The organism is Pseudomonas sp. OVF7, assembly GCF_030644265.1.
Taxonomy (GTDB): domain Bacteria; phylum Pseudomonadota; class Gammaproteobacteria; order Pseudomonadales; family Pseudomonadaceae; genus Aquipseudomonas; species Aquipseudomonas gorinensis.
In genome coordinates this window covers 6,343,815-6,370,572 of record NZ_CP128996.1, presented here as the reverse complement: position 1 = coordinate 6,370,572, position 26,758 = coordinate 6,343,815, and the positions used below count along the sequence as shown (strand labels likewise).

Below are 26,758 nucleotides of genomic sequence, written 5' to 3'. Positions count from 1 at the left end.
CGAGAATGAAAAAACAGTTGCTAAGCCGGATTGGCAACCTGAGGAGTAAGCACTAGAGTATGCGCGCGCAAAACGGGGATCAGTCGTTCGCACATCGCTGTCGCGTTTATTACGAGGACACCGATGCCGGCGGTATCGTGTATTACGTCAATTACCTCAAGTTCATGGAGCGGGCTCGAACCGAGCGGCTACGGGAGCTGGGCTTTGCCCAATCCCAGCTGGCAGGGGAGGACCTGTTATTCGTCGTGCATTCCAGCGAGGCTCGCTATCACGCGCCGGCGCGACTGGACGACGAACTGCTGGTCAGCGCTGAAGTAATCGAATTGAACCGTGCCAGCCTGCGATTCAAGCAGCAGGTCAGGCGGGCTACGGATGCAACGCTGCTCTGCGAGGGGCAGTTCCTGGTGGCGTGTGTACGCACCAACAGTTTGAAACCTCGGGCCATTCCCGAAACTCTACGTGCGGCCTTTGCCGCCGTGAGCGGCGCGGGTAAACAATCAAAGCAGGAGATTTAGCGTGGAACCTACCGTCGTCGACCATTCCTCCATGTGGAGCCTGGTCAGTAATGCCAGTGTTGTGGTTCAACTGGTGATGCTGATCCTGGTAGCCGCATCGGTTACCTCTTGGGTCATGATTTTTCAGCGCAGCAACCTGCTGCGTGCCGGTCGACGTGCCCTGGAGAGCTTCGAAGAGCGCTTCTGGTCGGGTATCGACCTGTCCAAGCTCTACCGCCAGGCCGGCAGCAACCCAGATCCGGATTCGGGCGTCGAGCAGATCTTCCGCGCCGGATTCAAGGAATTCTCCCGTCTGCGCCAGCAGCCAGGCGTTGACCCGGAAGCGGTCATGGAAGGCGTGGCCCGTGCCATGCGCGTGGCCATCTCCCGCGAAGAAGAGAAGCTGGAGCAGAGCCTGCCGTTTCTCGCCACCGTCGGTTCCGTCAGCCCGTACATCGGCCTGTTCGGTACCGTGTGGGGGATCATGAACTCGTTCCGTGGCCTGGCCCAGGCCCAGCAAGCGACCCTGGCCACCGTGGCCCCGGGTATCGCCGAAGCCCTGGTCGCCACCGCGATCGGCCTGTTCGCCGCTATCCCCGCAGTAATTGCCTACAACCGTTTTGCCGCGCGCGGCGAGACCTTGATCAGCCGTTACTACACCTTCGCCGATGAATTCCAGGCGATCCTGCACCGTAAAGTGCACACCAGCGAAGAATAAGCAGGTACTCCCCGATGGCTTTAATCACTCGAGCTCGAACCAAGCGCAAGCCGGTCGCCGAGATGAACGTAGTGCCTTACATCGACGTGATGCTGGTGCTGCTGGTGATCTTCATGGTGACCGCGCCGATGCTCAACCAGGGTGTGAAAGTTGATCTGCCCAAGGTTTCCAGCGAAGCCTTGCCCCAGGACAACAACACCCAGGTGCTGACCATTTCGATCAAGGCTGACAAGACCTACTACTGGAACCTTGGCAGCGAAGTCGATACCCAGAAGCAGCAGGACAAGGCCCTGACCTTGCCGGCGATGACCGACGCAGTGACCAAGATCATTCGCTCCGGCAACGAAGGCGGCAAGCACACCCAAGTCTTCATCCGCGGTGACAAATCGGTCGACTACGGCTCCGTCATGGGCGCCATGGGCGGGCTGCAGAAGGCCGGCGTCGGCAACGTTGGCTTGATTACCGAGGCGCCCTGATGCACCAACAGCGAGAGCCGTCCGCCTCGGAAAGCTACTTCTGGCCTAGCGTCTGGGCAATTGCCCTGCATGTCCTGGTGTTTGGCATGTTGTTCGTCAGCTTTGCCATGACCCCGGACCTGCCGCCAGCCAAGCCGATCGTGCAGGCGACCCTGTATCAGCTGAAATCGAAAAGTCAGGCCACTACCCAGACCAATCAGAAGATTGCGGGTGAGGCCCAGAAGTCGGCTGCGCGCCAGACTGAAGTCGAGCAGATGGAACAGAAGAAGGTCGAGCAGGAAGCGGTGAAGGCTGCTGCGGAACAAAAGAAAGAAGAGGCGGCTCAAAAGGCCGAGGAATCGAAAAAGGCTGACGAAGCGAAGAAGGCCGACGAGGCGAAAAAGGCTGATGAAGCCAAGAAAGCCGAGAAAGCTGCCGAAGCTAAAAAAGCTGAAGAGAAACAATTGGCTGATATAGCCAAGAAAAAATCTGAAGAAGAAGCCAAAAAAGCAGCCGAAGAAGAGGCCAAGAAAAAGGCCGCTGAAGACGCCAAGAAAAAGATAGTCGAGGACGCGAAGAAGAAAGCCGCCGAAGACGCCAAGAAAAAAGCTGAAGCAGACGAGGCGAAGAAGAAAATCGCCGACGACGCGAAGAAGAAAGCTGCCGCCGACGCCAGCAAGAAAAAGGCCCAGGAAGCAGCGCGTAAATCCGCCGAAGACAAAAAGGCCCAGGCCTTGGCAGATTTGCTTTCCGATACGCCTCAGCGTCAGCAAGCATTGGCCGATGAACGTGGTGATGAAGTCGCGGGCAGTTTCGACGACCTGATTCGGGCACGAGCAGCAGAAGGCTGGACACGTCCACCTTCGGCACGCAAAGGCATGACAGTAGTGCTGCAGATCGGCATGTTGCCGGACGGTACGGTGACTTCGGTCAGCGTGGCCAAGTCCAGTGGTGACGGTTCGTTCGACAGTTCGGCGGTTGCCGCGGTCAAGAACATTGGCCGGTTGACCGAGATGCAGGGAATGAAACCAAGCGACTTCGCTCCCTATCGTTCATTCAAGATGACATTCACACCTGAGGATCTAGCCTTGTGAGAAACCTTCTTCGAGGAATGCTTGTCGTTATTTGCTGTATGGCAGGGATAGCGGCGGCGGATGAAAAGAACATCCTGGTCACCAGCGGTAGCGATCGGGCCACCCCGATCGCGGTTGTGCCGTTCGGCTGGCAGGGCGGCAGCGTGCTGCCGGATGACATGGCCCAGATCGTCAGCGACGACCTGCGCAACTCCGGTTACTACGCGCCGATTCCGAAAGGCAACATGATCAGCCAGCCTACCCAGGCCAGCGAAGTCATCTTCCGTGACTGGAAGGCCGTGGGTGCCCAGTACCTGATGGTCGGCAACATCCAGCCTGCCGGCGGTCGCCTGCAGATCCAGTACACATTGTTCAACGTGGCCACCGAGCAGCAGGTATTGACCGGCAGCGTGTCGGGCACCGCCGAACAACTGCGGGATATGGCCCACTACATTTCGGACCAGTCGTTTGAAAAGCTCACCGGTATCAAGGGTGCTTTCTCGACGCGCATGCTCTATGTCACTGCTGAACGTTTCTCTGTAGACAACACTCGCTACACGTTGCAGCGTTCGGACTACGACGGTGCGCGCGCCGTGACCTTGCTGCAGTCCCGGGAGCCGATCCTGTCGCCGCGCTTTGCGCCGGACGGCAAGCGTATTGCCTATGTGTCTTTCGAACAGAAGCGTCCGCGTATCTTCGTCCAGCACATCGATACTGGCCGTCGTGAGCAGATCACCAACTTCGAAGGCCTCAACGGTGCACCTGCCTGGTCGCCGGATGGTTCGCGCCTGGCATTCGTACTGTCCAAGGACGGTAACCCGGATATCTACGTGATGAACATGGCTTCGCGCCAGATCACTCGCGTCACCAGCGGCCCAGGTATCAACACCGAACCGTTCTGGGGTAAAGATGGCTCGACCATCTATTTCACCTCCGACCGCGGTGGCAAGCCACAAATCTACAAATCGAGCATTGGCGGTGGGGGCGCGGAACGCGTGACCTTTATCGGTAACTACAACGCCAATCCGAAGCTTTCGGCTGATGAAAAGACGTTGGTGATGATTCACCGTCAGGATGGTTTCACTAATTTCCGGGTTGCGGCCCAGGATTTGCAGCGCGGAACCGTAAAAATCCTTACAGATACCAACCTTGATGAGTCAGCCACTGTTGCGCCCAACGGCACCATGGTAATCTACGCCACCCGCCAGCAGGGCCGGGGAGTCTTGATGCTCGTGTCCATTAATGGACGCGTAAGGCTCCCGCTTCCTACCGCACAAGGCGAAGTCAGAGAACCATCCTGGTCCCCTTACCTGAACTGACGCGGCGCTACAAAAAGATTTGCTTAACACACTGGGGTTCATTAGGAGTTTCACGATGGAAATGCTGAAGTTTGGTAAGTTTGCTGCTCTGGCTCTGGCTCTGTCCGTAGCCGTTGGTTGCTCGTCTAAAGGCGGCGACAATGCCGGTGAAGGCGCAGCTGTTGATCCAAACGCTGGTTACGGTGCTAACACTGGTGCAGTTGACGGCTCCCTGAGCGAAGAAGCTGCTCTGCGCGCAATCACTACTTTCTACTTCGAATACGACAGTTCGGACCTGAAACCAGAAGCCATGCGCGCTCTGGACGTTCACGCGAAAGACCTGAAAGCTAACGGCGCTCGCGTTGTTCTGGAAGGTAACACTGACGAACGTGGTACTCGTGAGTACAACATGGCTCTGGGCGAGCGTCGTGCGAAAGCCGTTCAGCGCTACCTGGTACTGCAAGGTGTTGCTCCAGGCCAACTGGAACTGGTTTCCTACGGTAAAGAGCGTCCAGTTGCTACTGGCCACGACGAGCAGTCCTGGGCTCAAAACCGTCGCGTCGAACTGCGTAAGTAATTCGTCATGCGAACGTGCCGTCGTGCTCTAACTGTACTGACTCTCAGCCTCGCGCCGCTCTCGGTGTGGGCTGCGGCTCCTGTGGTCGATAGCAACTCTGGCTATAACAATAGCGGAAGTGCTTATCCGCCAGCGGGTTATGGCACGAACGGCGCCTATGCTGGGGGGGCGGCTACGTCAGCCCCCTCGGCACAGGGCGAACTGTTCAACCAGCTGCAACGCATGCAGGATCAATTGTCGCAGCAACAAGGCGCCATTGAGGTTTTGCAGAACCAAGTGAACCAGCTGAAGCAAGAAGGCCTGGAGCGATATCAGGATCTTGACCGACGTATTGGAGCCGGCGTTACACCTGCCGCAACTCCTGATAATTCTTCTACCGGTGGCGCACCCAGTGCCGCCGCCGGTGGTGCAGCAGCAGGGGCCTCGGCCGCCAGCCAAGCCCCTGCCGCCAGCAGCGAACCGGGTGATCCGGCGAAGGAAAAGCTGTATTACGATGCCGCCTTCGATCTGATCAAAGCCAAGGATTTCGACAAGGCCAGCAAGGCTTTCACCGCATTCCTCGGTCGTTACCCAAACAGTCAGTACGCAGGCAATGCCCAGTACTGGTTGGGTGAGGTAAACCTGGCAAAGGGTGATTTGCAGGGGGCAGGCCAGGCATTTGCCAAGGTCAGCCAACTCTACCCTAAGCACGCCAAGGTGCCGGACTCGCTGTACAAACTCGCTGACGTAGAACGCCGCCTGGGTCATACCGACAAGGTCAAAGGCATTCTGCAGCAGGTGGTTGCCCAGTATCCGGGTACTTCCGCTGCCCAGTTGGCCCAGCGCGATCTGCAACGCTTGTAAGCGATGCAGCCCGTTTGGAAGAAACCCGCGCCTGGCGCGGGTTTTTTCGTTAGAATCCACGCCCTTTTATGAAACACGCTTCCTGGGGTTTACGCGTTGGCGGAATTCCTTGAAGTGCCTGACGGAGGCGGACAGCCTGTTTAGCTGTTACGCCCGTGGCGACTATGCAAGACACATTACGCATCACCGAAGTTTTTTACTCGTTACAGGGTGAAACGCGCACCGCTGGCCTGCCCACAGTATTTGTGCGCCTGACCGGCTGCCCATTGCGTTGCCAATACTGTGACAGCGCCTACGCCTTCAGTGGCGGCACCGTGCGCACCCTCGATGACATCCTCGAGCAGGTTGCCAGCTATCGACCGCGCTACGTTTGTGTGACGGGTGGCGAGCCGCTGGCGCAGCCAAATGCCATTCCCCTGCTCAAGCAGCTGTGTGACGCCGGTTACGAAGTGTCCCTGGAGACCAGTGGTGCCCTGGACATTTCCGCGGTAGACCCGCGCGTAAGCCGCGTGGTCGACCTGAAGACCCCAGGCTCCAAAGAGGCGCATCGCAACCTCTACGAGAACATAGACCTGCTGACGGCCAACGACCAGGTCAAGTTCGTGATCTGTTCCCGCGACGACTACGATTGGGCGAGCTCCAAGCTGATCCAGTATGGCCTGGACCGTCGCGCGGGCGAGGTGCTGTTCTCGCCGAGCCACCACGACCTGAACGCACGCGACCTCGCCGACTGGGTGGTGGCTGATAACCTGCCAGTGCGCCTGCAATTGCAGCTGCATAAATATCTTTGGAATGACGAGCCAGGACGCTGAAATGACTGAACCTACGATTGCTCAAAAACGCGCTGTCATCCTGTTGTCCGGTGGCCTGGACTCCGCCACCGTGGTCGCCATGGCACAGGCTGAAGGTTATACCTGCTACACCATGAGCTTCGACTACGGCCAGCGCCATCGCGCCGAGCTGAACGCTGCTGCCCGTGTTGCCCGTGAGATGGGCGTGGCCGAGCACAAGGTGATTGGCCTGAACCTCAACGGCATTGGTGGCTCAGCCCTGACCGACAGCAGCATCGATGTGCCGGAAGCGCCGAGTGAAGGTATTCCGGTGACTTACGTGCCAGCACGCAACACCGTATTCCTATCCCTGGCCCTTGGCTGGGCAGAAGTACTGAATGCCCGCGACATCTTTATTGGCGTCAACGCGGTGGATTATTCCGGTTACCCGGATTGCCGCCCGGAGTTCGTCGAGTCGTTCGAGCGCATGGCCAACCTGGCCACCAAGGCCGGTGTCGAAGGGCAGGGCTTTCGCATCCTGGCGCCGCTGCAAAACCTGAGCAAGGCCGATATTGTGAAGGCTGGCGTAGGACTAGGCGTCGATTATTCGCTGACTGTTTCCTGCTACCAGGCAGACGATGACGGCCGTGCTTGCGGGAAATGTGACAGCTGCCGACTGCGTGCTGAGGGCTTCCAAGCGGCCGGAATTACGGACCCAACGCGTTATTTCTGATTTATTTCAAATAAGGTGTTGAATAATCCTTAGAAATCAGTATTATACGCGCCACCACACAGCGGGTCGTTAGCTCAGTTGGTAGAGCAGTTGGCTTTTAACCAATTGGTCGTAGGTTCGAATCCCACACGACCCACCATTTTTGGCGGTTTAGAAAATCCGGAAGGCCCACGCAAGTGAGGATTTCCGGGTTTTTTTTTGTCTTGTGAAAAAGTCGATGTGTCATGCGCCGTCCGTGAGATGCCGAGTCATACGCCCCGGTGGAGGAGGCGATTCTCGCCCTCCTGCGGTCGGCTTATGCGGCCCTTGACGAGTTTTTGTAACAGCAAGGCCAGTGTCTCGGTCGCGTACCGCTTCTGACGTTTGTCGCCTGGCCTGAATCAACCCTGTCGGCGTTGAGCGAGATAAAAAAACGGGAAACACCAGCGATGGTGTTTCCCGTTTTTTTACCCGCTTATCACGGCCTCGAACGCCAGATTAGGCTTTTGAAACCATTCGATATTCTGTAGCCTTGCCCAGCTTCACTTTAACCCGTGCTTGATGAACACCCTCACTTCGTCCGGCGGCGCCCGAAGGGCTCCAGAGCCGGTGGTACACTCGACTTTCGCGCAACTGCGCCTGCAGGTCTTGCGAACATGACGCAAACTTCCGAACGCCTACTGGTTCAAGCCCACCTCGACGCCAAGCAGCCCAAGGTCCTCAGTGCCGATGAAGAGGCTGGCCTGCGTACCGCCATCGCCGCCGAGCTGAAAGCTCAGGACGCGGTGCTGGTCGCTCACTTCTACTGCGACCCGGTGATTCAGGCCCTGGCCGAAGAAACCGGCGGCTGTGTCTCCGATTCCCTGGAAATGGCACGTTTCGGCGCCGCCCACCCGGCCAAGACCGTGCTGGTCGCCGGTGTGCGTTTCATGGGCGAGACCGCCAAAATCCTCACCCCTGAAAAACGCATCCTGATGCCGACCCTGGAAGCTACGTGCTCCCTCGACCTGGGCTGCCCAGTGGATGAGTTTTCGGCGTTCTGCGATCAGCACCCCGAGCGCACCGTGGTGGTGTATGCCAACACCTCGGCGGCGGTCAAGGCGCGGGCGGATTGGGTGGTGACCTCCAGTTGTGCGCTGGAAATCGTCGAAAGCCTGATGGATAACGGCGAGACCATCATCTGGGGCCCGGACAAGCACCTGGGTACCTACATCCAGCGCCAGACCGGAGCCGACATGTTGTTGTGGGACGGTGCCTGCATTGTCCATGAAGAGTTCAAGTCCAAGCAGTTGGAAGATATGAAGGCGCTGTACCCGGACGCCGCGATCCTGGTGCACCCGGAGTCGCCGACGTCGGTGATCGAGTTGGCGGATGCGGTGGGTTCCACCAGCCAGTTGATTGCCGCGGCGCAGCGTCTGCCCAACAAGACCTTCATCGTCGCCACCGACCGCGGCATCTTCTACAAGATGCAGCAGTTGTGCCCGGACAAGGTCTTCGTCGAAGCGCCTACCGCCGGTAACGGCGCGGCATGCCGCAGCTGTGCACACTGCCCGTGGATGGCGATGAATACGCTGGAGCGCACCTTGCAGTGCCTGCGTGAGGGCAGTAACGAGATCTTCGTCGAGCCTTCGGTGATCCCGCAGGCGGTGCGGCCGCTCAAGCGCATGCTGGATTTCACTCAGGCTGCGCGCCTGAAGCTGGCCGGTAACGCCTGAAACGAAGCGAGCTCGGTTAAAAATGTGGGAGGGGGCTTGCCCCCGATGACGGTGTGTCGGTCAATAGAAATATTGAATGTAGAGCCGCTATCGGGGGCAAACCCCTCCCACATTTTGATTTCAGCAGGCAGGGAGTTATTTCTTTTGCTTCGGAATTCTCACCAACTGCGTATCCGAGTAGATGTCATGCCAGCTGCGTTTCTGCTTGTCGAACAACGACCAGATAAACCCCAGCCCCACGCACAACCACGACGCAATCGACACCACAAAGCGTAACAGCGCCTGCCACAGGCTGATCCGCGAGCCGTCGGCGTTCTGTACGCGCACGCCCCACACCTGCATGCCCAGGGTCTGCCCGGAATGGGTCCAGAATTTGGCGAAGAAGCCAAACAGCACAAAGAACAGAATGGTCGACAGCAGCGGGTCGCCGTCCAGCGCACCGGACTCGGTGAGAGTGCGCATTTTCGCTTCGCCCACGAATGCGATCCACACCAGTTTGTAAAGGAAGGCGGTGACGATCAGCAGTGCGGTGCACAACAGGAAGTCATAGAACATCGCTGCCAGGCGACGGCCCAGGCCAACGGCGGGGAACTCGCCTTGGGGGCTCAGCAGGGGTTTTGACATGGCAGGGCTCTCTGGAGAAAAAATGCATTTTACGGGGCAATGCCCCTGCGGCGCCCATAAAAAAGCCCCTGATGGTGACATCAGGGGCTTTTTGTCGCAGGGAAGTATCAGCCTTCGGCGATCACTTCATCAGCTTGCATGCCTTTTTGCCCTTGCACAGCAACGAAAGTCACTTTCTGGCCTTCTTTCAGGCTCTTGAAGCCGTTGCCCTGAATAGCGCGGAAGTGTACGAACAGATCCGGACCGCTTTCTGGAGTGATAAAACCAAACCCTTTTTCGTCGTTAAACCACTTGACGGTACCGCTCTTACGTTCAGACATTTTCTTATTTCCTTGACGCTAAAAATTGATGACAGCCCCTTCGCATGAAAGAGTACTGGGCTGGGTTGCAGGAAAGTAAGAGACGTCGAACGGGTTGTAGCAAGCTTTGGCTACTGCCCAGGTCAGGTTCCAAGCGACCCATGCAAACACAGTGGACAAACTCTACGACAACTAATGCAGAAAAAACAAGCCCTGCCAAAAGCCCAGGTTTTGCTTGGCCTCATGACACTTCGTTGAATAATGTGGAAGCGACTTATTCGATAGAATGGGTCACTTGTTATAGGTTAATTCCTTTAACAAAGACTATCGTTGCTGCACTGTTTTATGGCGGTTGCGTTACAGATTAGTGCACATTAACGCAACCGCGTTACTTATAGGAACAGTCAATCAGCCACGATAGTAACGCTGCGGCACAAATGGCATTTTACTTACACGAAGAGGTACCTTTTTCCCACGCACCAGCGCAGAGACTTGGGTATCCAGTGCGATGAATGCACTGTCCAGGTAACCCATGGCCAGTGGGCCGCCCAGGCTCGGGCCAAAGCCACCGCTGCATACGCTGCCGATCACGGTGCCGTGTTCATCGACGATCTCTGCGCCTTCACGTACGGGGGTGCGCTCCTGGGGCAGCAGACCTACGCGCTTGCGGCTGACGCCGGCCTGCTGCTGGGTGAAGATGCGATCGGCGCCCGGGAAGCCGCCGGCACGTGCGCCGTCAGCCCGACGGGCCTTGGAGATCGCCCACAGCAGGCTGGCCTCGATCGGCGTGGTGTCGGTGTTCATGTCATGACCGTACAGGCACAGGCCGGCTTCCAGGCGCAGCGAGTCACGCGCACCCAGGCCGATCGCCTGTACTTCGGTTTCGGCGAGCAGGCTGCGTGCGAGGCTTTCGGCGTTGGCGGCCGGCACCGAGATTTCAAAGCCGTCTTCGCCGGTGTAGCCCGAGCGGCTCACGTAGCAGTCCACGCCCAGCAGGCGCAGGGAGGCGAACTGCATGAAGGTCATCTGCGTGACTTCAGGTGCCAGGCGAGCCAGTACCTTCACCGCAGCCGGGCCTTGCAGGGCCAGCAGGGCGCGTTCTTCGAACAGCGGCTCAATGCTGCATTGGTCGCCGATCCGCGCACGCAGGTGCGCCAGGTCCTGGTCCTTGCAGGCGGCGTTGACCACCAGGAACAGCTCGTCGTTACCCAGGTTGGCGACCATCAGGTCATCGAGGATGCCGCCCTGGTCATTGGTGAACATGGCATAGCGCTGCATGCCCACCGGCAGGTCAATGATGTCGACCGGTACCAGGGTTTCCAAGGCCTTGGCGGCATTGGCGCCGGTGAGGCGGATCTGGCCCATGTGGGACACGTCGAACAACCCGGCCTGTTCACGGGTGTGCAGGTGTTCCTTCATCACGCCCAGTGGGTATTGCACCGGCATGTCATAGCCGGCGAAAGGCACCATGCGCGCGCCCAGCTCGATATGCAGGGCGTGCAATGGGGTTTTCAACAGGGTTTCGGTGGACATATTCAGCTCCTGAAAAACGTACTGGCGCGCAGTTGGGCGTCAGCACTCGATAATGTTGACCGCCAAACCGCCACGGGCGGTTTCCTTGTATTTGCTTTTCATGTCGGCGCCGGTCTGGCGCATGGTACGGATGACCTTGTCGAGGGACACAAAGTGCTGCCCATCGCCGCGCAGGGCCATGCGCACGGCATTGATCGCCTTGACCGAACCCATGGCATTGCGCTCGATACACGGTACCTGTACCAGGCCGCCAATCGGGTCGCAGGTCAGGCCGAGGTTGTGTTCCATGCCGATCTCGGCGGCGTTTTCCACTTGGGAAACGCTGCCGCCCAACACTTCGCACAGTGCGCCGGCCGCCATGGAGCACGCCACGCCGACTTCGCCCTGGCAGCCAACTTCGGCCCCGGAGATCGACGCGTTTTCCTTGTACAAAATGCCGATGGCGGCGGCGGTGAGCAGGAAGCGCACCACGCCGTCTTCATTCGCGCCCGGGATAAAACGCATGTAGTAATGCAGCACTGCCGGCACGATCCCGGCGGCACCATTGGTGGGCGCTGTGACCACGCGGCCGCCGTTGGCGTTTTCTTCGTTGACCGCCAGGGCGTACAGGTTGACCCAGTCGAGTACCGACAGCGGGTCGCGCAGGGCCGATTCGGGGTTCTTGCACAGTTGGCGATGCAGGGCAGCGGCGCGGCGCTTGACCTTCAAGCCGCCCGGCAAGATGCCTTCGTTGCGACAACCGGCGCTCACACAGTCCTGCATCACTTGCCAGATCTTCAGCAAGCCGGCGCGGGTTTCTGCTTCAGGGCGCCAGGCACTTTCGTTGGTCAGCATCACCTGGCTGATGGACAGCCCGTAGGTGGCGCAATGGCCAAGCAAGTCCTTGGCGTGCTTGAAGGGGAAGGTCAGGGGGGTGGTGTCTTCGACGATCCGGTCGGCGCCGGCGGCGTCTTCATCCACCACGAACCCGCCGCCGACCGAGTAGTACTCGCGGCTGCGAATCTGGATACCCGCGGCGTCAAAGGCCCGAAAGATCATGCCGTTGGGGTGGTAGGCCAGGGGTTTGCGAATCATTGCCAGGTGTTCTTTCTCGTTGAACGCAATGCTGTGTTCGCCGAGCAGGTTCAAGCGACCGTCGCTGCGCATCTGCGCCAGGCGTGCGGCCACGGTTTCGGTGTTCACGGTGTCCGGGTGTTCGCCTTCCAGGCCCAGCAGCACGGCCTTGTCGCTGCCGTGGCCTTTACCGGTGGCGCCGAGGGAGCCATAGAGTTCCACCTTGATGCCGGCGGTGGCGCTCAGCAGGTTGTCCCGCTTGAGGCCCTCGACGAATCGAGCGGCCGCGCGCATAGGGCCGACGGTGTGGGAGCTGGAGGGGCCGATGCCAATCTTGAACAGGTCGAACACGCTTAACGACATGAGTTGTTCTCCGGTTTCTTATTGTTCTTGAGGTCATACGCGGTCAAGTGTGGGAGGGGGCTTGCCCCCGATAGCGGTGGGTCAGTAGAAAGTTCTGGTGACTGACACTCTGCCATCGGGGGCAAGTCGAATCGTCGCACCGCCCCTCCCACATTTGATTACGCGTAGCTCTCGATCGAAGGGCACGCGCATACGAGGTTGCGATCGCCAAACACGTTGTCGACCCGGCCAACCGGTGGCCAGTATTTGCCTTCGATCAACGAAGCTACCGGGTACACCGCCTGTTCACGGCTGTATGGGTGGCTCCATTCGCCCACCAGTTCCGCCGCGGTGTGCGGGGCGTTTTTCAGTGGGTTGTCGTCCTTGTCCAGGGTGCCGTTTTCCACCGCGCGGATTTCTTCGCGGATGGCGATCATCGCGTCGCAGAAGCGATCCAGTTCTTCCTTGGATTCACTTTCGGTGGGCTCGATCATCAAGGTGCCGGCGACCGGGAACGACATGGTCGGTGCATGGAAACCGAAGTCGATCAGGCGCTTGGCCACGTCATCCACGCTGATGCCGCTGCTGTCTTTGAGCGGGCGCAAGTCCAGGATGCATTCATGCGCTACCAGGCCGTTGCTGCCGGTGTACAGCACGGGGTAGTGCTCTTCCAGGCGACGGGAGATGTAGTTGGCATTCAGGATCGCCAGTTGCGACGCACGCTTGAGGCCCGCACCGCCCATCATGCTGATGTACATCCAGGTAATCGGCAGGATGCTTGCGCTGCCAAAAGGCGCTGCGCACACCGCGCCTTCCTTGCGCGCCATGGCCGCGTGGCCCGGCAGGAATGGCGTGAGGTGCGATTTGACGCCAATCGGGCCGACGCCCGGGCCGCCACCGCCGTGGGGGATGCAGAAGGTCTTGTGCAGGTTCAGGTGGGACACGTCGCCACCAAACTTGCCCGGTGCGCACAGGCCGACCATGGCGTTCATGTTCGCGCCGTCGATGTACACCTGGCCGCCGTTGTCGTGGATGATCCCGCAGATTTCGCGGATGCCTTCCTCGAACACACCGTGGGTGGACGGGTAGGTGATCATCAGCGCGGCGAGGTGTTCGCTGTGCTCGATGGCCTTGGCACGCAGGTCTTCGATATCCACGTTGCCCCGGGCATCGCAGGCGGTGACGACCACGCGCATACCGGCCATGTTGGCGGTGGCCGGGTTGGTGCCGTGTGCCGACGATGGGATCAGGCAGATGTCGCGACGGGCTTCGCCACGGCTCTGGTGATAGGCGCGAATGGCCAACAGACCGGCGTACTCACCCTGGGAACCGGCGTTCGGTTGCAGGGAGATCGCGTCGTACCCGGTGGCCGCGCAGAGCATGGCTTCCAGGTCAGAGGTCAATTGCAGGTAGCCGGCGCTTTGCTCGGCTGGGGCGAAGGGGTGCAGGGCACCGAATTCAGCCCAGGTCACCGGGATCATTTCGCTGGCGGCGTTGAGCTTCATGGTGCATGAACCCAGCGGGATCATGGTGCGGTCCAGTGCCAGGTCCTTGTCGGCCAGCTTGCGCAGGTAGCGCATCAGCTCGGTTTCCGAGTGATAACGGTTGAATACCGGGTGGCTGAGGATCGGCGACTGGCGCAGCAGCGCGGCGGGCAGGGTGCTGTCGACGCTGGCCGCCAGGGCGGCGAAGTCCGGCAGGGCTTTACCGTCGGCCAATACGCTCCACAGGGTCTCGATATCGGCCTGGGTGGTGGTTTCATCCAGCGACAGGCCCAGTCGCGCAGCGTCCACGACCCGCAGGTTGATGCGTTGGGCGCGGGCTTTGTCGTGCAGCGCGGCGGTGTGAGTGCCGGTGGCCAGTGTCAGCGTGTCGAAGAAGGTGGCTTGTTCAACCTGAAGGCCCAAGGTGGTCAAGCCCTTGGCCAGGATCGCGGTCAGGTGGTGAATGCGCTGGGCGATCTGGGTCAGGCCTTTAGGGCCGTGGTACACGGCGTACATGCTGGCGATGTTGGCCAGCAGCACTTGGGCAGTGCAGATGTTGCTGGTGGCTTTCTCGCGGCGGATATGTTGCTCGCGGGTCTGCATGGCCAGGCGCAGGGCCGGCTTGCCGAAGCGGTCTACCGATACACCGACCAGACGCCCCGGCATATCGCGTTTGAACGCATCTTTGGTGGAGAAGTACGCCGCGTGCGGGCCACCGAAGCCCAGCGGCACGCCGAAGCGTTGCGCGCTGCCAATGGCCACGTCGGCGCCGAACTCACCCGGTGGGGTCAGCAGGGTCAGGGCCAGCAGGTCGGCGGCTACCGCCACCAGCGCATGGGCGGCATGGAAGCGTTCAGCCAGTTCACGGTAGTCGAACACGTCACCGTTGCTGGCCGGGTATTGCAGCAGTGCCCCGAAGAACGGGCTGACGTCGGTCAGTTCGCGCTCATCGCCCACCACCACATCGATGCCCAATGGCTCGGCACGGGTGCGCAGCACATCGAGGGTTTGCGGGTGGCTGTGGATCGAGGCAAAGAAGGCATTGCTGCCTTTGTTCTTGCTCAGGCGCTTGCAGAAGGTCATGGCTTCGGCGGCCGCGGTGGCTTCGTCGAGCAAGGAGGCGTTGGCGATCGGCAGGCCGGTGAGGTCGCTGATCAGGGTCTGGAAGTTCAGCAGCGCTTCCAGGCGGCCTTGGGAGATTTCTGGCTGGTACGGGGTGTAGGCGGTGTACCAGGCCGGGTTTTCCAGGAGGTTGCGCAGGATCGGCGACGGCGTATGGCAGTTGTAGTAGCCCTGGCCGATATAGGTCTTGAACAGTTGGTTCTTGCCTGCGATCGCCTTGATCCTGGCCAGTGCCTCGGCTTCGCTCAGGCCGTCTTCCAGGCCAAGCACGCTGGTGCCCTTGATGCTTTCCGGGATCACGCTGGCGCTCAAGGCTTCCAGGGAGTCAAAACCCAGGCTGGCGAGCATCTGCTGCTCATCGTCCTGGCGCGGGCCGATATGGCGGGCGATGAATTCGTTGGCGGTGCTCAGGTTGATACTCATGGCGCGCTCCTCAGGCTTCGGCGTTGGCTTTGATCAGACGGTCGTACGCGTCCTGATCCAACAGTTTAGCGATAGCCTCGGCATCGGCCGGTTTAAAGCGGAAGAACCAGCCTTCGCCCATCGGGTCTTCGTTGACCAGTTCCGGGCTGCCGTCGAGCTTGTCGTTCACTTCCAGCACTTCACCGTCCAATGGCATGTACACGCCGCTGGCGGCCTTGACCGACTCAACGGTGGACGCTTCGGCGCCCTTAGCGTAGGCCTGCAACTCTGGCAGTTGCACGAAAACCACATCACCCAGCGCGTCCTGCGCGAAAGCGGTGATACCCACGGTGACGCTGCCGTCAGCTTCGGCGCGCAGCCATTCGTGATCTTCAGTGAAACGCAACTCGCTCATGGAAACTCCTCGGGGCCAGATTCGTCTGGTGGACGGGATTGGAATAATGGGGAGTTGCTTAGCAATATTGCGGCCAATGTTATTAATTCGTTACAAATCAATAGGTTAATAAAATGGGTTATGACGTTATGCGTTTTGCCTGTAGCGATTTCGCTACAGTCCGGACGTCTAAAAAAAGCCTATGTGGATCAAAGCCTTGCATGGCGCGTAAAAAACAGGGTTGTAGCGATATCGTTCCACTGTAGCGCTTTCAGTACAGTGGATGTCGTTCTCAGACCCTTTTTTGAAACGCGACCCTGTAGGCGCGAGCTTGCTCGCGAAGATCGTCAACGATGACGCAAGCAGCCTGGATGAACGCAGCACCCTTGGGGTTTTCGCCAGCAAGCTTGCGCCTGCAGTAAGCAGAGCCCATCTCAGGGTTTGTTCGGGATGCCGTACTTGCGCAGGCGATGGGCGATAGCGGTGTGGGAGGTTTGCAGGCGGCTCGCCAGTTGACGGGTCGAGGGGTAGCTGGTGTAGAGCTTCTCCAGCAGGTTGCGCTCGAAATCGTCCATAGCTTGTTCCAGGCTGTCGATCTCGCCATCGCTTTGGCGGGCGACCGAGGTGCCGGCGATATCCAGGTCACCAATGTCCACCAGGCTGCTTTCGCAGATGGCAGCTGCGCGGAAGATCACGTTCTGCAACTGCCGCACATTGCCCGGCCAGCGGTTGCCGAGCAGCGCCGGATACGTGCCGGGCGCCAGGCGGCACACCGGTCGCTGGATCTGGGCACAGGCCTGCTGCATGAAGTAGCGCGCCAGCAGCAGGATGTCCTGGCCGCGCTCGCGCAGGGGCGGCACTTCGACGTTGAGCACGTTGAGCCGATAGAACAGGTCTTCGCGAAAAGTCCCCTCGCTGACCATCTTTTCCAGGTCGCGGTGGGTTGCGCTGAGGATGCGCACATTGACCTTCACTTCGCGATCACCGCCGACCCGGCGAAAGCTGCCGTCGTTGAGAAAGCGCAGCAACTTGGCCTGCAGGTACGGCGACATCTCACCGATCTCATCCAGGAACACCGTGCCCTGGTTGGCCAGCTCCATCAGCCCCGGCTTGCCACCGCGCTGGGCGCCGGTAAACGCACCGGGGGCATAACCGAACAGTTCGCTTTCGGCGAGGTTCTCCGGCAGCGCCGCGCAGTTCAGCGCCAGGAACGGTGCGCTGTACCGCGCACTGATGGCATGGCAGGCGCGTGCCACCAGTTCCTTGCCGGTACCGGTCTCGCCCTGGATCAACAGCGGTGCATCCAGCGCGGCCACCCGCTGCGCGCGCGCCTTGAGGGTGCGGATCACCGGGGACTCGCCCAACAGTGCATCGAAGCCTTCGGCATGGTCGTGGTGCAGCGCAGACAATTGCTCGCCGATGCGGTTGGGCTGATAGAGCGTGAGCAGGGCGCCGGCATCGGTGATCGGGGTGGCATCCAGCAACAGGGTCTGGCCGTTGACGTTGATTTCGCGCAACGGCAAACGAAAGCCCTGTTCCAGCAAGGTGTCCAGCAACGCGGGGTCATTGAACAGCTCGGCAATGCTTTCCCCGGCCGGCTCGCGGCCGTACAGGGCGATCAACGCCGGGTTGGCCAGCAGGATCGTACCGGCGCTGTCCAGGGCCAGTACCGGGTCGGTCATGGCCGCCAGCAAGGCGTCGAGTTGCAGATGGCGACGTTGGCCGGGGAGGATGTCGACCACGGTGACCGACTGGACGCCGTGCACGCTGAACAGCGCATCGCGCAACTCTTCGAGGACTTCGGCACTCAGGGTCGGCGCGTCGATGTAGACGTTGGGCGGCACCATTTCCACGGCATCCAGGTTGAGATTGCGCCCACCGAGCAAGGCCAGGACTTCCTGGGTGATGCCGACGCGGTCGATGAAGCTGACGTGGATACGCATGGGGCGCTAACAATTCTGGGGAGCGAGAGGCGGCAAGTATGCCTTGGCGCGGATGGAGATCAAAATATGGGAGGGGCGGTGCGACGATTCAACATGCTCCCGATGGCGGTGTGTCAGTCAGCTGATCCACCGCCATCGGGAGCAAGCCCCCTCCCACATTTTGAGCAGTGTTGTGTCAGTGCAACCGGGTTATTCCAAGTGTTCAGGCTTGATCGGGTCGCCGGATTTAACATCCAGTTGATGCCGTACATCCTCGAACATCTGGTCGTACTGTTTGTGCATCGATCCATTCAACACGGCGATCTTCGGCATGCCGTATTTCTGCGCGATGTTCATCGCATGCCGCGCAAAGTCGAAGGCCTGGTCCTTGGGCAGGAAGAACTCTTCCTTGAGGTCCTTGCCCTGCACCGAGCCGTGCAGCTTGAACAGCATGCCCTTGCCTTCCTTTGGGTCCTGGCTGATTTCGTAGTCGATACACAGGTTGTAGCTGTAGTCCTGGGTATTCAGCGCGTGACGTTCAACGTGCAAGTGACCGGGTTCAAAGGTGGCCATAGGCGTATCTCCTCTACTTCACAGATAGGTGATGCCAGGTGTTGCCGTGCTGATGCGTGTGCCGGCACTGCCCTGGACGATGGCTTCGATGTCGGAGAGTGAACCGATCACTGCGGTTTTGCCAGTCTGGCGGGCGAACTCGCAGGCTGCTTGCACCTTGGGCCCCATGGAGCCGGCGGCGAAACCGAGTCTTTCCATTTCATCCGGGTGGGCCTGGCCGATAGCCTTCTGGGTCGGTTTGCCAAAGTCGATATACGCCGCGTTGACGTCGGTGGCGATCACCAGCAAATCGGCTTCCAGTTGCGATGCCAGCAGCGATGAGCACAGGTCTTTGTCGATGACCGCTTCAATACCCTTGAGCTTGCCGTCTTCGCCATACATCGTTGGAATACCGCCGCCGCCGGCGCAGATCACGATGCTGCCCTTTTCCAGCAGCCATTGGATCGGACGAATTTCAAAGATGCGTTTCGGCCGCGGGCTGGCCACGACGCGGCGGTATTTATCGCCATCCGGGGCGATCGCCCAGCCTTTTTCAGCGGCCAGTTGCTCGGCTTCGGCCTTGGAGTACACCGGGCCTATGGGCTTGCTGGGGCGCTGGAAGGCCGGGTCGTTGGCGTCCACTTCGACCTGGGTGAGCAGGGTGGCGAAGGGCACTTCGAAGTCCAGCAGGTTGCCCAGTTCCTGTTCGATGATGTAGCCGATCATGCCTTCGGTTTCCGCACCGAGCACGTCCAGCGGGTAGGGCGATACGCTGGTGTAGGCCGCAGCCTGCAACGACAGCAGGCCGACCTGCGGGCCATTGCCGTGGGCGATGACCAGCTCGTTGCCGGGGTGGATCTTGGCGATCTGTTCGGTGGCAATGCGGATATTGGCGCGTTGGTTGTCTGCGGTCATGGGTTCACCACGGCGCAGGAGGGCGTTGCCGCCCAGGGCTACGACGATGCGCATAATGCAATCCTTCTAGAGTTCAGCTTGTGAACACAGGACTAAGTGTGGGAGGGAGCTTGCTCCCGATGGCGGGCTAACATTCAATACTTGTGTCGACTGATACACCGCTATCGGGGGCAAGCCCCCTCCCACATTTTGACCGTGTTCCTACAGTAGGGGCTGTGTCGAAATCAGATATCCGCCAGCGCCGACACCAGGATCGCCTTGATGGTGTGCATGCGGTTTTCCGCCTGCTCAAAGGCAATGTTGGCCGGCGACTCGAACACTTCTTCAGTCACTTCCACACCATTGGCCAGGTTCGGATAACGCGCGGCGATGTCCTTGCCGACCTTGGTCTCGCTGTTATGGAACGCCGGCAGGCAGTGCATGAACTTCACGCGCGGGTTGCCCGAGGCTTTCATCATCTTGGTGTTGACCTGGTACGGCAGCAGCTGCTCGATACGTTCGTCCCACGCTTCCACCGGCTCACCCATGGAGACCCAGATATCGGTGTGGATAAAGTCCACGCCTTTGACCGCTTCTTTTGGGTCTTCGGTGATGGTGATACGCGCGCCGCTTTCTTCGGCAAAGGCCTGGCATTGCTTGATGAAATCTTCATGGGGCCACAGGGCTTTTGGCGCGCCGATGCGCACGTCCATGCCCAGCTTGGCGCCGATCATCAGCAGCGAATTGCCCATGTTGTAGCGTGCGTCACCCAGGTAGGCGTAGCTGATGTCATGCAGCGGCTTGTCGCTGTGTTCGCGCATGGTCAGGGTGTCGGCGATCATCTGGGTCGGGTGGAATTCAGCGGTCAGGCCGTTGAACACCGGCACGCCGGCAAACTTGGCCAGCTCTTCGACGATTTCCTGCTCGAAGCCACGGTATTCAATGGCATCGAACATGCGGCCGAGCACGCGGGCGGTGTCTTTCATGCTTTCTTTGTGGCCGATCTGCGACGACACCGGGTCGATATAGGTGACGTGAGCGCCCTGGTCGTGGGCTGCCACTTCGAACGCGCAGCGGGTGCGGGTCGAGGTTTTTTCAAAGATCAGCGCGATGTTCTTGCCTTGCAGGTGTGGACGCTCGGTGCCGGTGTATTTGGCGCGCTTGAGGTCGCGGGACAGGTCCAGCAGGTAATGCAGTTCGCGGGTGGTGTGGTGCATCAGCGACAGCAGGCTGCGGTTGCGCATATTGAAAGCCATGGTGGATCTCCTTCTGTTCAGGTTATCCCCTGGGCCGACGCCTTATGAGCGGCGGCCAAGGTTTGAAAGTTAGTAGTCGATAGGGTCGCGGATGATCGGGCAGGTCATGCAGTGGCCGCCGCCCCGGCCCCGGCCGAGTTCACCGGCGCTGATGGTGATGACTTCCACGCCGGCCTTGCGCAGCAGGGTGTTGGTGTAGGTATTGCGGTCGTAGCCAATGACCACGCCCGGCTCCACGGCGACCACGTTGTTGCCGTCGTCCCACTGCTCGCGTTCGGCAGCGAAGCTGTTGCCGCCGGTTTCGACGACCCGCAGGGCCTTGAGGTTGAGCGCTGCGGCCACGGTTTCGAGGAAGTTGGTTTTCTCCCGTTGAATATCGATGCCGTGTGGCTTGCTCTCGTCAGGGCGTAGGGTGAAGGGCACGATCTGGCTGACCACTTCGGGGAAGATGGTGACCAGGTCGCGGTCGCAGAAACTGAACACGGTGTCCAAGTGCATTGCCGCGCGGGATTTTGGCAGGCCGGCAACGATCACCCGTTCCACGGCTTTGTTCTTGAACAGGTTGCGCGCCAACTGGCCGATGGCCTGGTGGGATGAGCGCTCGCCCATGCCGATCAACACCACGCCATTGCCAATCGGCATGACGTCGCCACCTTCCAGCGTGGCGGCACCGTGTTCCTGGTCGGGGTCGCCATACCAGATTTGGAAGTCGGCGTTGGTGAACTCGGGGTGGAATTTGTAGATGGCGCTGGCCAGCAGGGTTTCCTGACGTCGCGCCGGCCAGTACATCGGGTTGAGCGTCACACCGCCGTAGATCCAGCAAGTGGTGTCGCGGGTGAACTGGGTGTTGGGCAGCGGCGGCAGAATGAAGCTGGCGTGGCCGAGGAAGTCGCGGAACATCTCGATGGTTTTGCCACCGAAGCTGCTCGGCAGGTCATCGGCCGACACGCCACCAATCAGGAACTCGGCGATCTTGCGGGGCTCCAGGCTACGCAGCCAGGAACCGACTTCATCGACCAGGCCCAGACCGACGGTGTTGGAGGTGATCTTGCGCTCCAGGATCCAGTCCAGGGCTTCGGGGTTGGCAACGATATCGGTCAGCAGGTTGTGCATTTCCAGCACATCAATGTCCCGCTCGCGCATCTTGGTGACGAAATCGAAATGGTCGCGCTTGGCCTGGGCCACCCACAACACGTCATCGAACAGCAATTCATCACAGTTGTTGGGGGTCAGCCGCTGGTGGGCCAAACCTGGGGAGCACACCATGACTTTACGCAGTTTGCCGGCTTCGGAATGTACGCCGTACTTCACTTTTTCCGTGGTCATTACAGATCCTCCAGTGAGCAACAATTACATAGTCAGGAAGCCGGCGTAGAGCCCATAGGCGGCCACCAGGGCGCCAATGACCACTGCGACGAAAATCAGCTTCTCGACGTTGGTGAAAATCGGTTTGCCCAGTTCATGCTTGGCCTTGGCGAACAGGATCGCGCCAGGGGCATAGAGCAGGGCGGAGAGCAGCAGGTATTTGGTGCCGCCGGCATACAGCAGCCAGACCGCATAGATCAGCGCGATCGCGCCGATGACCAGGTCTTTCCTGCGTTCGCCCGCGGCGTTTTCGTAAGTCTCGCCACGTACCGCCAGCAGCAGCGCATAGGCAGCGGACCACAGGTAAGGCACCAGGATCATCGAGGTGGCGAGGTAGATCAGCGACAGGTAGGTGCTGGCGGAAAACAGCGTGATCACTAGGAATACCTGGACCAGCGCGTTGGTCAGCCACAGGGCGTTGGCCGGCACATGGTTGGCGTTTTCGCGGCGCAAAAACTCCGGCATGGTGTGGTCCTTGGCGGCGGCGAACATGATCTCCGCACACAGCAGCACCCACGACAGCAACGCACCGAGCAGCGAGATAACCAGGCCGACACTGATCAACACGGCGCCCCAGTGGCCCACGACATGCTCCAGCACGGCAGCCATCGATGGGTTCTGCAACTTGGCCAGTTCCGGTTGGGTCATGATCCCGAGGGACAGCACGTTCACCAGCATCAGGAACAGCAGCACGGTGATAAAACCGATCACGGTGGCCTTGCCCACATCCGAACGTTTTTCGGCACGCGCCGAGAAGATGCTCGCGCCTTCGATGCCGATGAACACCCACACGGTGACCAGCATCATGTTGCGCACCTGGTTCATCACGCTGCCCAGGTCCGGGTTTTTCAGGCCCCAGATGTCAGCGGTGAAGATGTCCAGCTTGAACGCGAACACGGCGATCAACACGAACAGCACCAGCGGCACGATCTTGGCGACGGTGGTCACCAGGTTGACGAACGCCGCCTCCTTGATCCCGCGCAGTACCAGGAAATGCACGGCCCAGAGCAGGACCGAGGCGCCGATCACCGCGGCCGGGGTGTTGCCCTCGCCAAAGATCGGGAAGAAGTAACCGAGGGTGCTGAACAGCAGCACGAAATAGCCGACGTTACCCAGCCAGGCGCTGATCCAGTACCCCCAGGCGGACGAGAACCCCATGTAGTCGCCAAACCCGGCCTTGGCGTAGGCATATACGCCGCCGTCGAGGTCGGGTTTGCGGTTGGCCAACGTCTGAAACACGAAGGCGAGGGTCAACATACCCACGGCCGTGATGACCCAACCAATCAGGACAGCGCCAACATCGGCACTGGCCGCCATGTTTTGCGGCAGGGAGAAGATCCCGCCGCCAATCATTGAACCCACGACAAGTGCAACCAGTGCACCGAGTCGAAGTTTTCCGGCAGATTCAGACATTGCATAACTCCAATGCAGGAGAAGAGAGACCACAGAATAATTCCGTGCGCTATTCAAACAGCTGACTCAGATCACATCATTGGCACATTCCATTGTGAATTAATGACTTAGGCTGAAAAGCCGCGGGCAGCACTTTTCTTCGCAAAGGCGCTTTCCAGAGCGATCTGTGCGGTATGGTCAATCTTTTAGTGCAATGCGTGGACGTTTGAAGCTAGTCCTTTTTTCTGAATGTGCAAACTTTTCCAAAAGGCGACGATAAGTAGCTTGGAGGCGACAAAGTATTCGTCGTATTTAAATTCTAAATAAGCCTAAACTATGAAAACTGTCATGCCCTTGAGTTATGAGCGTGGCAGTTTTATCGCGGTCTTTAATAAACGCTACACTCGCTGAGTTAATTAGTTGAGTGCACGGTTGTCAGCTCAAACGTTATTGATTCAGGAGTCTGCATGTCTCAACCGGTCCAAAAACTTCGGCTAGGTGCCCTGATTGCCCTGGTGGTGGGGTCGATGGTGGGGGGCGGGATCTTCTCCCTGCCACAGAACATGGCCGCCCGCGCCGAAGTGGGCGCGATATTGATCGGCTGGGGCATCACCGCCGTGGGCATGTTGACCCTGGCGTTCGTGTTCCAGACCCTGGCCAATCGCAAACCGGGATTGGATTCCGGGGTGTATGCCTATGCCAAGGCCGGTTTCGGCGACTACATGGGGTTCTCGTCTGCCTGGGGGTACTGGATCAGTGCGTGGATGGGCAACGTCGGCTACTTCGTGTTGCTGTTCAGCACCCTCGGTTACTTTTTTCCGGTGTTCGGAGAGGGCAACACGCCGGTGGCCATCGGTTGCGCGTCGGTGCTGCTATGGGCTGTGCATTTCCTGGTACTGCGTGGGATCAAGGAGGCAGCGTTCATCAACCAGATCACCACCGTGGCGAAGATCGTGCCGCTGCTGCTGTTTATCGTGATCGCTGCCGTGGCATTCAAGGCGGATATTTTCACCCGTGATATCTGGGGCCTGGGCAACCCGCAATTCGGCAGCGTGGTGGACCAGGTGCGCAACATGATGCTGGTGACGGTGTTCGTGTTTATCGGTATCGAAGGCGCCAGCGTGTATTCGGCGCGGGCGGAGAAACGCTCGGACGTGGGCCGCGCGACCGTGATCGGGTTTCTTGGCGTGCTGGCGCTGCTGGTGCTGGTGAACCTGCTGTCCCTGGGCATCATGAGCCAGCCGGAACTGGCGCAATTGCAGAACCCATCCCTGGCCGGCGTGCTGGAGCATATTGTCGGCCCCTGGGGCGCATTGCTGATCAGCATCGGCCTGGCGGTATCGCTGGTGGGCGCGTTGCTGTCGTGGGCGTTGCTCTGTGCGGAAATCCTCTACGCCACTGCCCATGACAAGACCATGCCGGCCTTCCTGAAAAAGGAAAACGCCAACCAGGTGCCGGTCAATGCGCTGTGGCTGACCAATGTGATGATCCAGCTGTTCTTGGTGATTACGCTGTTTTCCCACAGCACCTACACCACCCTGATTTACCTGGCCTCGTCGATGATCCTGGTGCCGTACCTGTGGTCGGCGGCCTACGCGGTGCTACTGAGCGGGCGCGGCGAAACCTATGAAGGCGCCCCGCACCATCGCATCAAGGACCTGCTGATTGGCTTGATCGCTTTGGGCTATGCCGTGTGGCTGCTCTACGCCGGAGGCTTGAAATACCTGCTGCTCTCGGCGCTGCTGTATGCCCCTGGGGTGATTCTGTTCGCGCTGGCCAAGCGTGAGCAGGGCCAGCCCTTGTTCAGCCATGTGGAAAAAGGCATTTTCGGCTGCGTGATCGCCGGTGCGGGGTTGGCGGCGTACGGGCTGTATAGCGGGGTGTTGTCGTTGTGAGGCTGGCGTATCAGCCGCCCGATGACAAGGCGGCCATGGTGGGTTTTCTATCGGCGCGGCATTTGCGGACATTGCTGGGTCGGGGATTGATAGTGGCTGTGCTGGCCTCATCGGGGGCAAGCCCCCTCCCACAGGATGACTGAGTATTTCCTTCGAAATGCGCTCGAGCGTGGGAGGGGGCTTGCCCCCGATGGCGATCTTCAAGTCACCACCGAGGCCGGTGTGAACCCAGTTCCCCAGCCGGCAAATCCCACTGCACCGGCGTGCCGCTAATGCTCAGTGGCGCCAGCAAACGGTGGGCCTGACCCCAGGCTGTTTGTTCCACCACCAACCCCTGATCGCTTGGCTCTTCGGCACGCAACCCGGCCTGCTCCGGTACTTGCCCCGCATCCACCAGCAATTTCGCCGTGCGCGCCAATGACAAGCGCGCCGCCCCACCCCGGCCTGATGCCAAGCGCTCACCCAAGGCCCGGATTGCACTGGCCGCCATCAGGTAGCCGGTGGCATGATCCAGCGCCTGCAACGGCAGCGGCACTGGTTTATCCGCCCGCTTCCAGGCCATGCCCGCCTCAGCGATGCCGCTGCTCATCTGCACCAGGCTGTCAAAGCCGCGACGATTGCGCCACGGGCCGCTCCAGCCGTAGGCGTTGAGGCTGACGTCAATCAGCCCGGGAGCGAGGTGTTGCAGTTCGCCCGCGGTGTAACCCAGTTGTTCCAGTGCATCGGCGCGGTAACCGTGGAACAGTACGTCAGCGTCCTTGAGTAAGGCTTCGAATACCTGTCGGCCTTCAGCGCCTTTCAGGTCGAGGCGAGCGCAGCGCTTGCCCAGGGTCATTTCCGGTACCACGCCGGGTTCGTTCCAGGTGGGCGAGTCGATGCGCAATACATCCGCGCCCAGGCCGGCGAGGAAACGACTGGCCACGGGGCCGGCCAATACGCGGGTCAAGTCCAGCACCTTGATGCCGGTCAACGGGCGGGCAGCCGAACCGAGCCAGGGTTTGTCGGTGCCATTTTCGAAGACCTGACGCTGTATCAGTTCTTCGGCATTCACCGCCAGGCCCTGCGGATGTTGCTGCCAGGCTTGCCAGCCACGCATCTGCGCCGCACAACCGCCGGCCTCGACAATCGACTGTTCCAGTTCGGCGGCGTTCCAAGCCGTGACTTTGGCTGCCATTTCGGCGCGGTCGGCAGCCCGCCCCAGCACCCGCTCGGCCGCTGCACGGTGATGGGGCGCGTTGGTGTGCAAGCGAATCCAGCCATCGGCGCTGGCATAGTCGCCGGCCACCGGGTCCCACAGTGGCGGCACTTGCCAGCCCACCGGGCGAATCGAGGAAGAGAACCAGAAGGAGGCCAGGCGTCGGTCCACGCTCACACTGGGCAGGCGCCCGGTCTGTTGCTGGATCAGTTGGGCGACGGCCTGGCCGGCGGCACCGATGCTGGCGCTGGCCAGGTCGGTCACGGCGAAGGTCGAGGGCAGGGCGCCGGCCTCGGTCAGGGGCAGCGGGGTTTGTGGCAGATCGAGTGCGGCTTGGATGGGAGTCAGCAGGTCAGTCATCAAAGGCCCTCCGTAAGAG

The 26,758-nt window shown here is 60.0% G+C and carries 24 protein-coding genes and 1 tRNA gene; 12 read left to right on the top strand and 13 right to left on the bottom strand.

Features of this window, described 5'->3' with window-relative positions; all coding sequences use genetic code 11:
- The first annotated feature begins 59 nt into the window (after positions 1-59).
- The 11 genes from ybgC to nadA all read left to right on the top strand — a co-directional run bounded on the left by ybgC (position 60) and on the right by nadA (position 8,655).
- Positions 60-515, top strand: coding sequence for a tol-pal system-associated acyl-CoA thioesterase (ybgC, locus tag QU606_RS28995; protein WP_032890914.1), 456 nt, complete (start codon positions 60-62; stop codon positions 513-515).
- A gap of 1 nt (position 516) precedes the next feature.
- Entirely contained in the window at positions 517-1,212 is a 696-nt protein-coding gene (tolQ, locus tag QU606_RS28990; protein WP_024077143.1) for a protein TolQ, read from the top strand.
- 23 nt (positions 1,213-1,235) lie between these two features.
- Complete coding sequence (gene tolR / locus QU606_RS28985) at positions 1,236-1,688, top strand: protein TolR (RefSeq protein ID WP_160384999.1); 453 nt, start codon at positions 1,236-1,238, stop codon at positions 1,686-1,688.
- Entirely contained in the window at positions 1,688-2,761 is a 1,074-nt protein-coding gene (gene tolA, locus QU606_RS28980; RefSeq protein WP_024077142.1) for a cell envelope integrity protein TolA, read from the top strand. Before tolR ends, tolA begins: the two co-directional genes overlap by 1 nt.
- 17 nt (positions 2,762-2,778) lie before the next feature.
- Positions 2,779-4,059 (top strand): Tol-Pal system beta propeller repeat protein TolB, encoded by a 1,281-nt coding sequence (gene tolB, locus QU606_RS28975; protein WP_041161007.1) that lies wholly within the window; start codon positions 2,779-2,781, stop codon positions 4,057-4,059.
- A 55-nt stretch (positions 4,060-4,114) separates the two neighbouring features.
- Positions 4,115-4,615, top strand: coding sequence for a peptidoglycan-associated lipoprotein Pal (pal, locus tag QU606_RS28970; RefSeq protein ID WP_003209827.1), 501 nt, complete (start codon positions 4,115-4,117; stop codon positions 4,613-4,615).
- A gap of 6 nt (positions 4,616-4,621) precedes the next feature.
- Positions 4,622-5,458: a tol-pal system protein YbgF gene (gene ybgF / locus QU606_RS28965; RefSeq protein ID WP_024077140.1), complete on the top strand. Its 837-nt coding sequence runs from the start codon at positions 4,622-4,624 to the stop codon at positions 5,456-5,458.
- 164 nt (positions 5,459-5,622) lie between these two features.
- Positions 5,623-6,270 (top strand): 7-carboxy-7-deazaguanine synthase QueE, encoded by a 648-nt coding sequence (gene queE / locus QU606_RS28960; RefSeq protein WP_024077139.1) that lies wholly within the window; start codon positions 5,623-5,625, stop codon positions 6,268-6,270.
- Positions 6,271-6,286: 16 nt separating this feature from the next.
- Positions 6,287-6,961: a 7-cyano-7-deazaguanine synthase QueC gene (queC, locus tag QU606_RS28955; protein ID WP_162163619.1), complete on the top strand. Its 675-nt coding sequence runs from the start codon at positions 6,287-6,289 to the stop codon at positions 6,959-6,961.
- A gap of 63 nt (positions 6,962-7,024) precedes the next feature.
- Positions 7,025-7,100: transfer RNA gene (locus QU606_RS28950), tRNA-Lys, on the top strand.
- A 496-nt stretch (positions 7,101-7,596) separates the two neighbouring features.
- Positions 7,597-8,655, top strand: a complete 1,059-nt coding sequence (gene nadA / locus QU606_RS28945; RefSeq protein WP_304997885.1) for a quinolinate synthase NadA — start codon at positions 7,597-7,599, stop codon at positions 8,653-8,655.
- 135 nt (positions 8,656-8,790) lie between these two features.
- Here the strand turns inward: nadA and QU606_RS28940 are convergent, their stop codons facing one another.
- From QU606_RS28940 to arcD (QU606_RS28885), 12 genes are all read right to left on the bottom strand, one after another.
- Positions 8,791-9,279, bottom strand: a complete 489-nt coding sequence (locus tag QU606_RS28940; protein ID WP_024077136.1) for an RDD family protein — start codon at positions 9,277-9,279, stop codon at positions 8,791-8,793.
- Positions 9,280-9,386: 107 nt separating this feature from the next.
- Positions 9,387-9,599 carry a cold-shock protein gene (locus QU606_RS28935; RefSeq protein WP_024077135.1) on the bottom strand — a complete coding sequence of 71 codons (213 nt, stop codon included), beginning with the start codon at positions 9,597-9,599 and terminating at the stop codon, positions 9,387-9,389.
- 387 nt (positions 9,600-9,986) lie between these two features.
- Complete coding sequence (gcvT, locus tag QU606_RS28930; protein ID WP_069076931.1) at positions 9,987-11,111, bottom strand: glycine cleavage system aminomethyltransferase GcvT; 1,125 nt, start codon at positions 11,109-11,111, stop codon at positions 9,987-9,989.
- A 39-nt stretch (positions 11,112-11,150) separates the two neighbouring features.
- Positions 11,151-12,527 carry an L-serine ammonia-lyase gene (locus tag QU606_RS28925; RefSeq protein WP_024077133.1) on the bottom strand — a complete coding sequence of 459 codons (1,377 nt, stop codon included), beginning with the start codon at positions 12,525-12,527 and terminating at the stop codon, positions 11,151-11,153.
- Positions 12,528-12,685: 158 nt separating this feature from the next.
- Positions 12,686-15,535: an aminomethyl-transferring glycine dehydrogenase gene (gene gcvP, locus QU606_RS28920; protein ID WP_304997884.1), complete on the bottom strand. Its 2,850-nt coding sequence runs from the start codon at positions 15,533-15,535 to the stop codon at positions 12,686-12,688.
- A gap of 10 nt (positions 15,536-15,545) precedes the next feature.
- Complete coding sequence (gene gcvH / locus QU606_RS28915; RefSeq protein WP_024077131.1) at positions 15,546-15,929, bottom strand: glycine cleavage system protein GcvH; 384 nt, start codon at positions 15,927-15,929, stop codon at positions 15,546-15,548.
- Positions 15,930-16,342: 413 nt separating this feature from the next.
- Positions 16,343-17,851, bottom strand: coding sequence for a sigma-54-dependent transcriptional regulator (locus QU606_RS28910; RefSeq protein WP_193689762.1), 1,509 nt, complete (start codon positions 17,849-17,851; stop codon positions 16,343-16,345).
- A 189-nt stretch (positions 17,852-18,040) separates the two neighbouring features.
- Positions 18,041-18,403 (bottom strand): DUF5064 family protein, encoded by a 363-nt coding sequence (locus tag QU606_RS28905; protein WP_024077129.1) that lies wholly within the window; start codon positions 18,401-18,403, stop codon positions 18,041-18,043.
- An 18-nt stretch (positions 18,404-18,421) separates the two neighbouring features.
- Complete coding sequence (gene arcC, locus QU606_RS28900) at positions 18,422-19,351, bottom strand: carbamate kinase (protein WP_102623788.1); 930 nt, start codon at positions 19,349-19,351, stop codon at positions 18,422-18,424.
- 170 nt (positions 19,352-19,521) lie between these two features.
- Positions 19,522-20,532 (bottom strand): ornithine carbamoyltransferase, encoded by a 1,011-nt coding sequence (locus QU606_RS28895; protein ID WP_024077127.1) that lies wholly within the window; start codon positions 20,530-20,532, stop codon positions 19,522-19,524.
- 69 nt (positions 20,533-20,601) lie between these two features.
- Positions 20,602-21,858: an arginine deiminase gene (gene arcA, locus QU606_RS28890; RefSeq protein ID WP_024077126.1), complete on the bottom strand. Its 1,257-nt coding sequence runs from the start codon at positions 21,856-21,858 to the stop codon at positions 20,602-20,604.
- A gap of 24 nt (positions 21,859-21,882) precedes the next feature.
- The gene (gene arcD / locus QU606_RS28885; RefSeq protein WP_277378658.1) at positions 21,883-23,310 is read right to left on the bottom strand and encodes an arginine-ornithine antiporter; all 1,428 of its coding nucleotides are present in this window, start codon (positions 23,308-23,310) and stop codon (positions 21,883-21,885) included.
- 446 nt (positions 23,311-23,756) lie between these two features.
- Here arcD (QU606_RS28885) and arcD (QU606_RS28880) point away from each other — a divergent pair, with 446 nt between their 5' ends.
- Positions 23,757-25,184: an arginine-ornithine antiporter gene (arcD, locus tag QU606_RS28880; RefSeq protein WP_024077124.1), complete on the top strand. Its 1,428-nt coding sequence runs from the start codon at positions 23,757-23,759 to the stop codon at positions 25,182-25,184.
- A 205-nt stretch (positions 25,185-25,389) separates the two neighbouring features.
- Here the strand turns inward: arcD (QU606_RS28880) and QU606_RS28875 are convergent, their stop codons facing one another.
- Positions 25,390-26,739 (bottom strand): CoA transferase, encoded by a 1,350-nt coding sequence (locus QU606_RS28875; protein WP_304997883.1) that lies wholly within the window; start codon positions 26,737-26,739, stop codon positions 25,390-25,392.
- Positions 26,740-26,758: the final 19 nt, after the last annotated feature.

Bases quoted from the DNA above. Each gene is read 5' to 3' on its own strand.
- ybgC (WP_032890914.1), top strand. From the start codon at position 60: ATGCGCGCGCAAAACGGGGATCAGTCGTTCGCACATCGCTGTCGCGTT.
- tolA (WP_024077142.1), top strand. From the start codon at position 1,688: ATGCACCAACAGCGAGAGCCGTCCGCCTCGGAAAGCTACTTCTGGCCT.
- tolB (WP_041161007.1), top strand. From the start codon at position 2,779: ATGCTTGTCGTTATTTGCTGTATGGCAGGGATAGCGGCGGCGGATGAA.
- pal (WP_003209827.1), top strand. From the start codon at position 4,115: ATGGAAATGCTGAAGTTTGGTAAGTTTGCTGCTCTGGCTCTGGCTCTG.
- ybgF (WP_024077140.1), top strand. From the start codon at position 4,622: ATGCGAACGTGCCGTCGTGCTCTAACTGTACTGACTCTCAGCCTCGCG.
- queE (WP_024077139.1), top strand. From the start codon at position 5,623: ATGCAAGACACATTACGCATCACCGAAGTTTTTTACTCGTTACAGGGT.
- nadA (WP_304997885.1), top strand. From the start codon at position 7,597: ATGACGCAAACTTCCGAACGCCTACTGGTTCAAGCCCACCTCGACGCC.
- QU606_RS28940 (WP_024077136.1), bottom strand. From the start codon at position 9,279: ATGTCAAAACCCCTGCTGAGCCCCCAAGGCGAGTTCCCCGCCGTTGGC.
- QU606_RS28935 (WP_024077135.1), bottom strand. From the start codon at position 9,599: ATGTCTGAACGTAAGAGCGGTACCGTCAAGTGGTTTAACGACGAAAAA.
- gcvT (WP_069076931.1), bottom strand. From the start codon at position 11,111: ATGTCCACCGAAACCCTGTTGAAAACCCCATTGCACGCCCTGCATATC.
- QU606_RS28925 (WP_024077133.1), bottom strand. From the start codon at position 12,527: ATGTCGTTAAGCGTGTTCGACCTGTTCAAGATTGGCATCGGCCCCTCC.
- gcvP (WP_304997884.1), bottom strand. From the start codon at position 15,535: ATGAGTATCAACCTGAGCACCGCCAACGAATTCATCGCCCGCCATATC.
- gcvH (WP_024077131.1), bottom strand. From the start codon at position 15,929: ATGAGCGAGTTGCGTTTCACTGAAGATCACGAATGGCTGCGCGCCGAA.
- QU606_RS28910 (WP_193689762.1), bottom strand. From the start codon at position 17,851: ATGCGTATCCACGTCAGCTTCATCGACCGCGTCGGCATCACCCAGGAA.
- QU606_RS28905 (WP_024077129.1), bottom strand. From the start codon at position 18,403: ATGGCCACCTTTGAACCCGGTCACTTGCACGTTGAACGTCACGCGCTG.
- arcC (WP_102623788.1), bottom strand. From the start codon at position 19,351: ATGCGCATCGTCGTAGCCCTGGGCGGCAACGCCCTCCTGCGCCGTGGT.
- QU606_RS28895 (WP_024077127.1), bottom strand. From the start codon at position 20,532: ATGGCTTTCAATATGCGCAACCGCAGCCTGCTGTCGCTGATGCACCAC.
- arcA (WP_024077126.1), bottom strand. From the start codon at position 21,858: ATGACCACGGAAAAAGTGAAGTACGGCGTACATTCCGAAGCCGGCAAA.
- arcD (WP_277378658.1), bottom strand. From the start codon at position 23,310: ATGTCTGAATCTGCCGGAAAACTTCGACTCGGTGCACTGGTTGCACTT.
- arcD (WP_024077124.1), top strand. From the start codon at position 23,757: ATGTCTCAACCGGTCCAAAAACTTCGGCTAGGTGCCCTGATTGCCCTG.
- QU606_RS28875 (WP_304997883.1), bottom strand. From the start codon at position 26,739: ATGACTGACCTGCTGACTCCCATCCAAGCCGCACTCGATCTGCCACAA.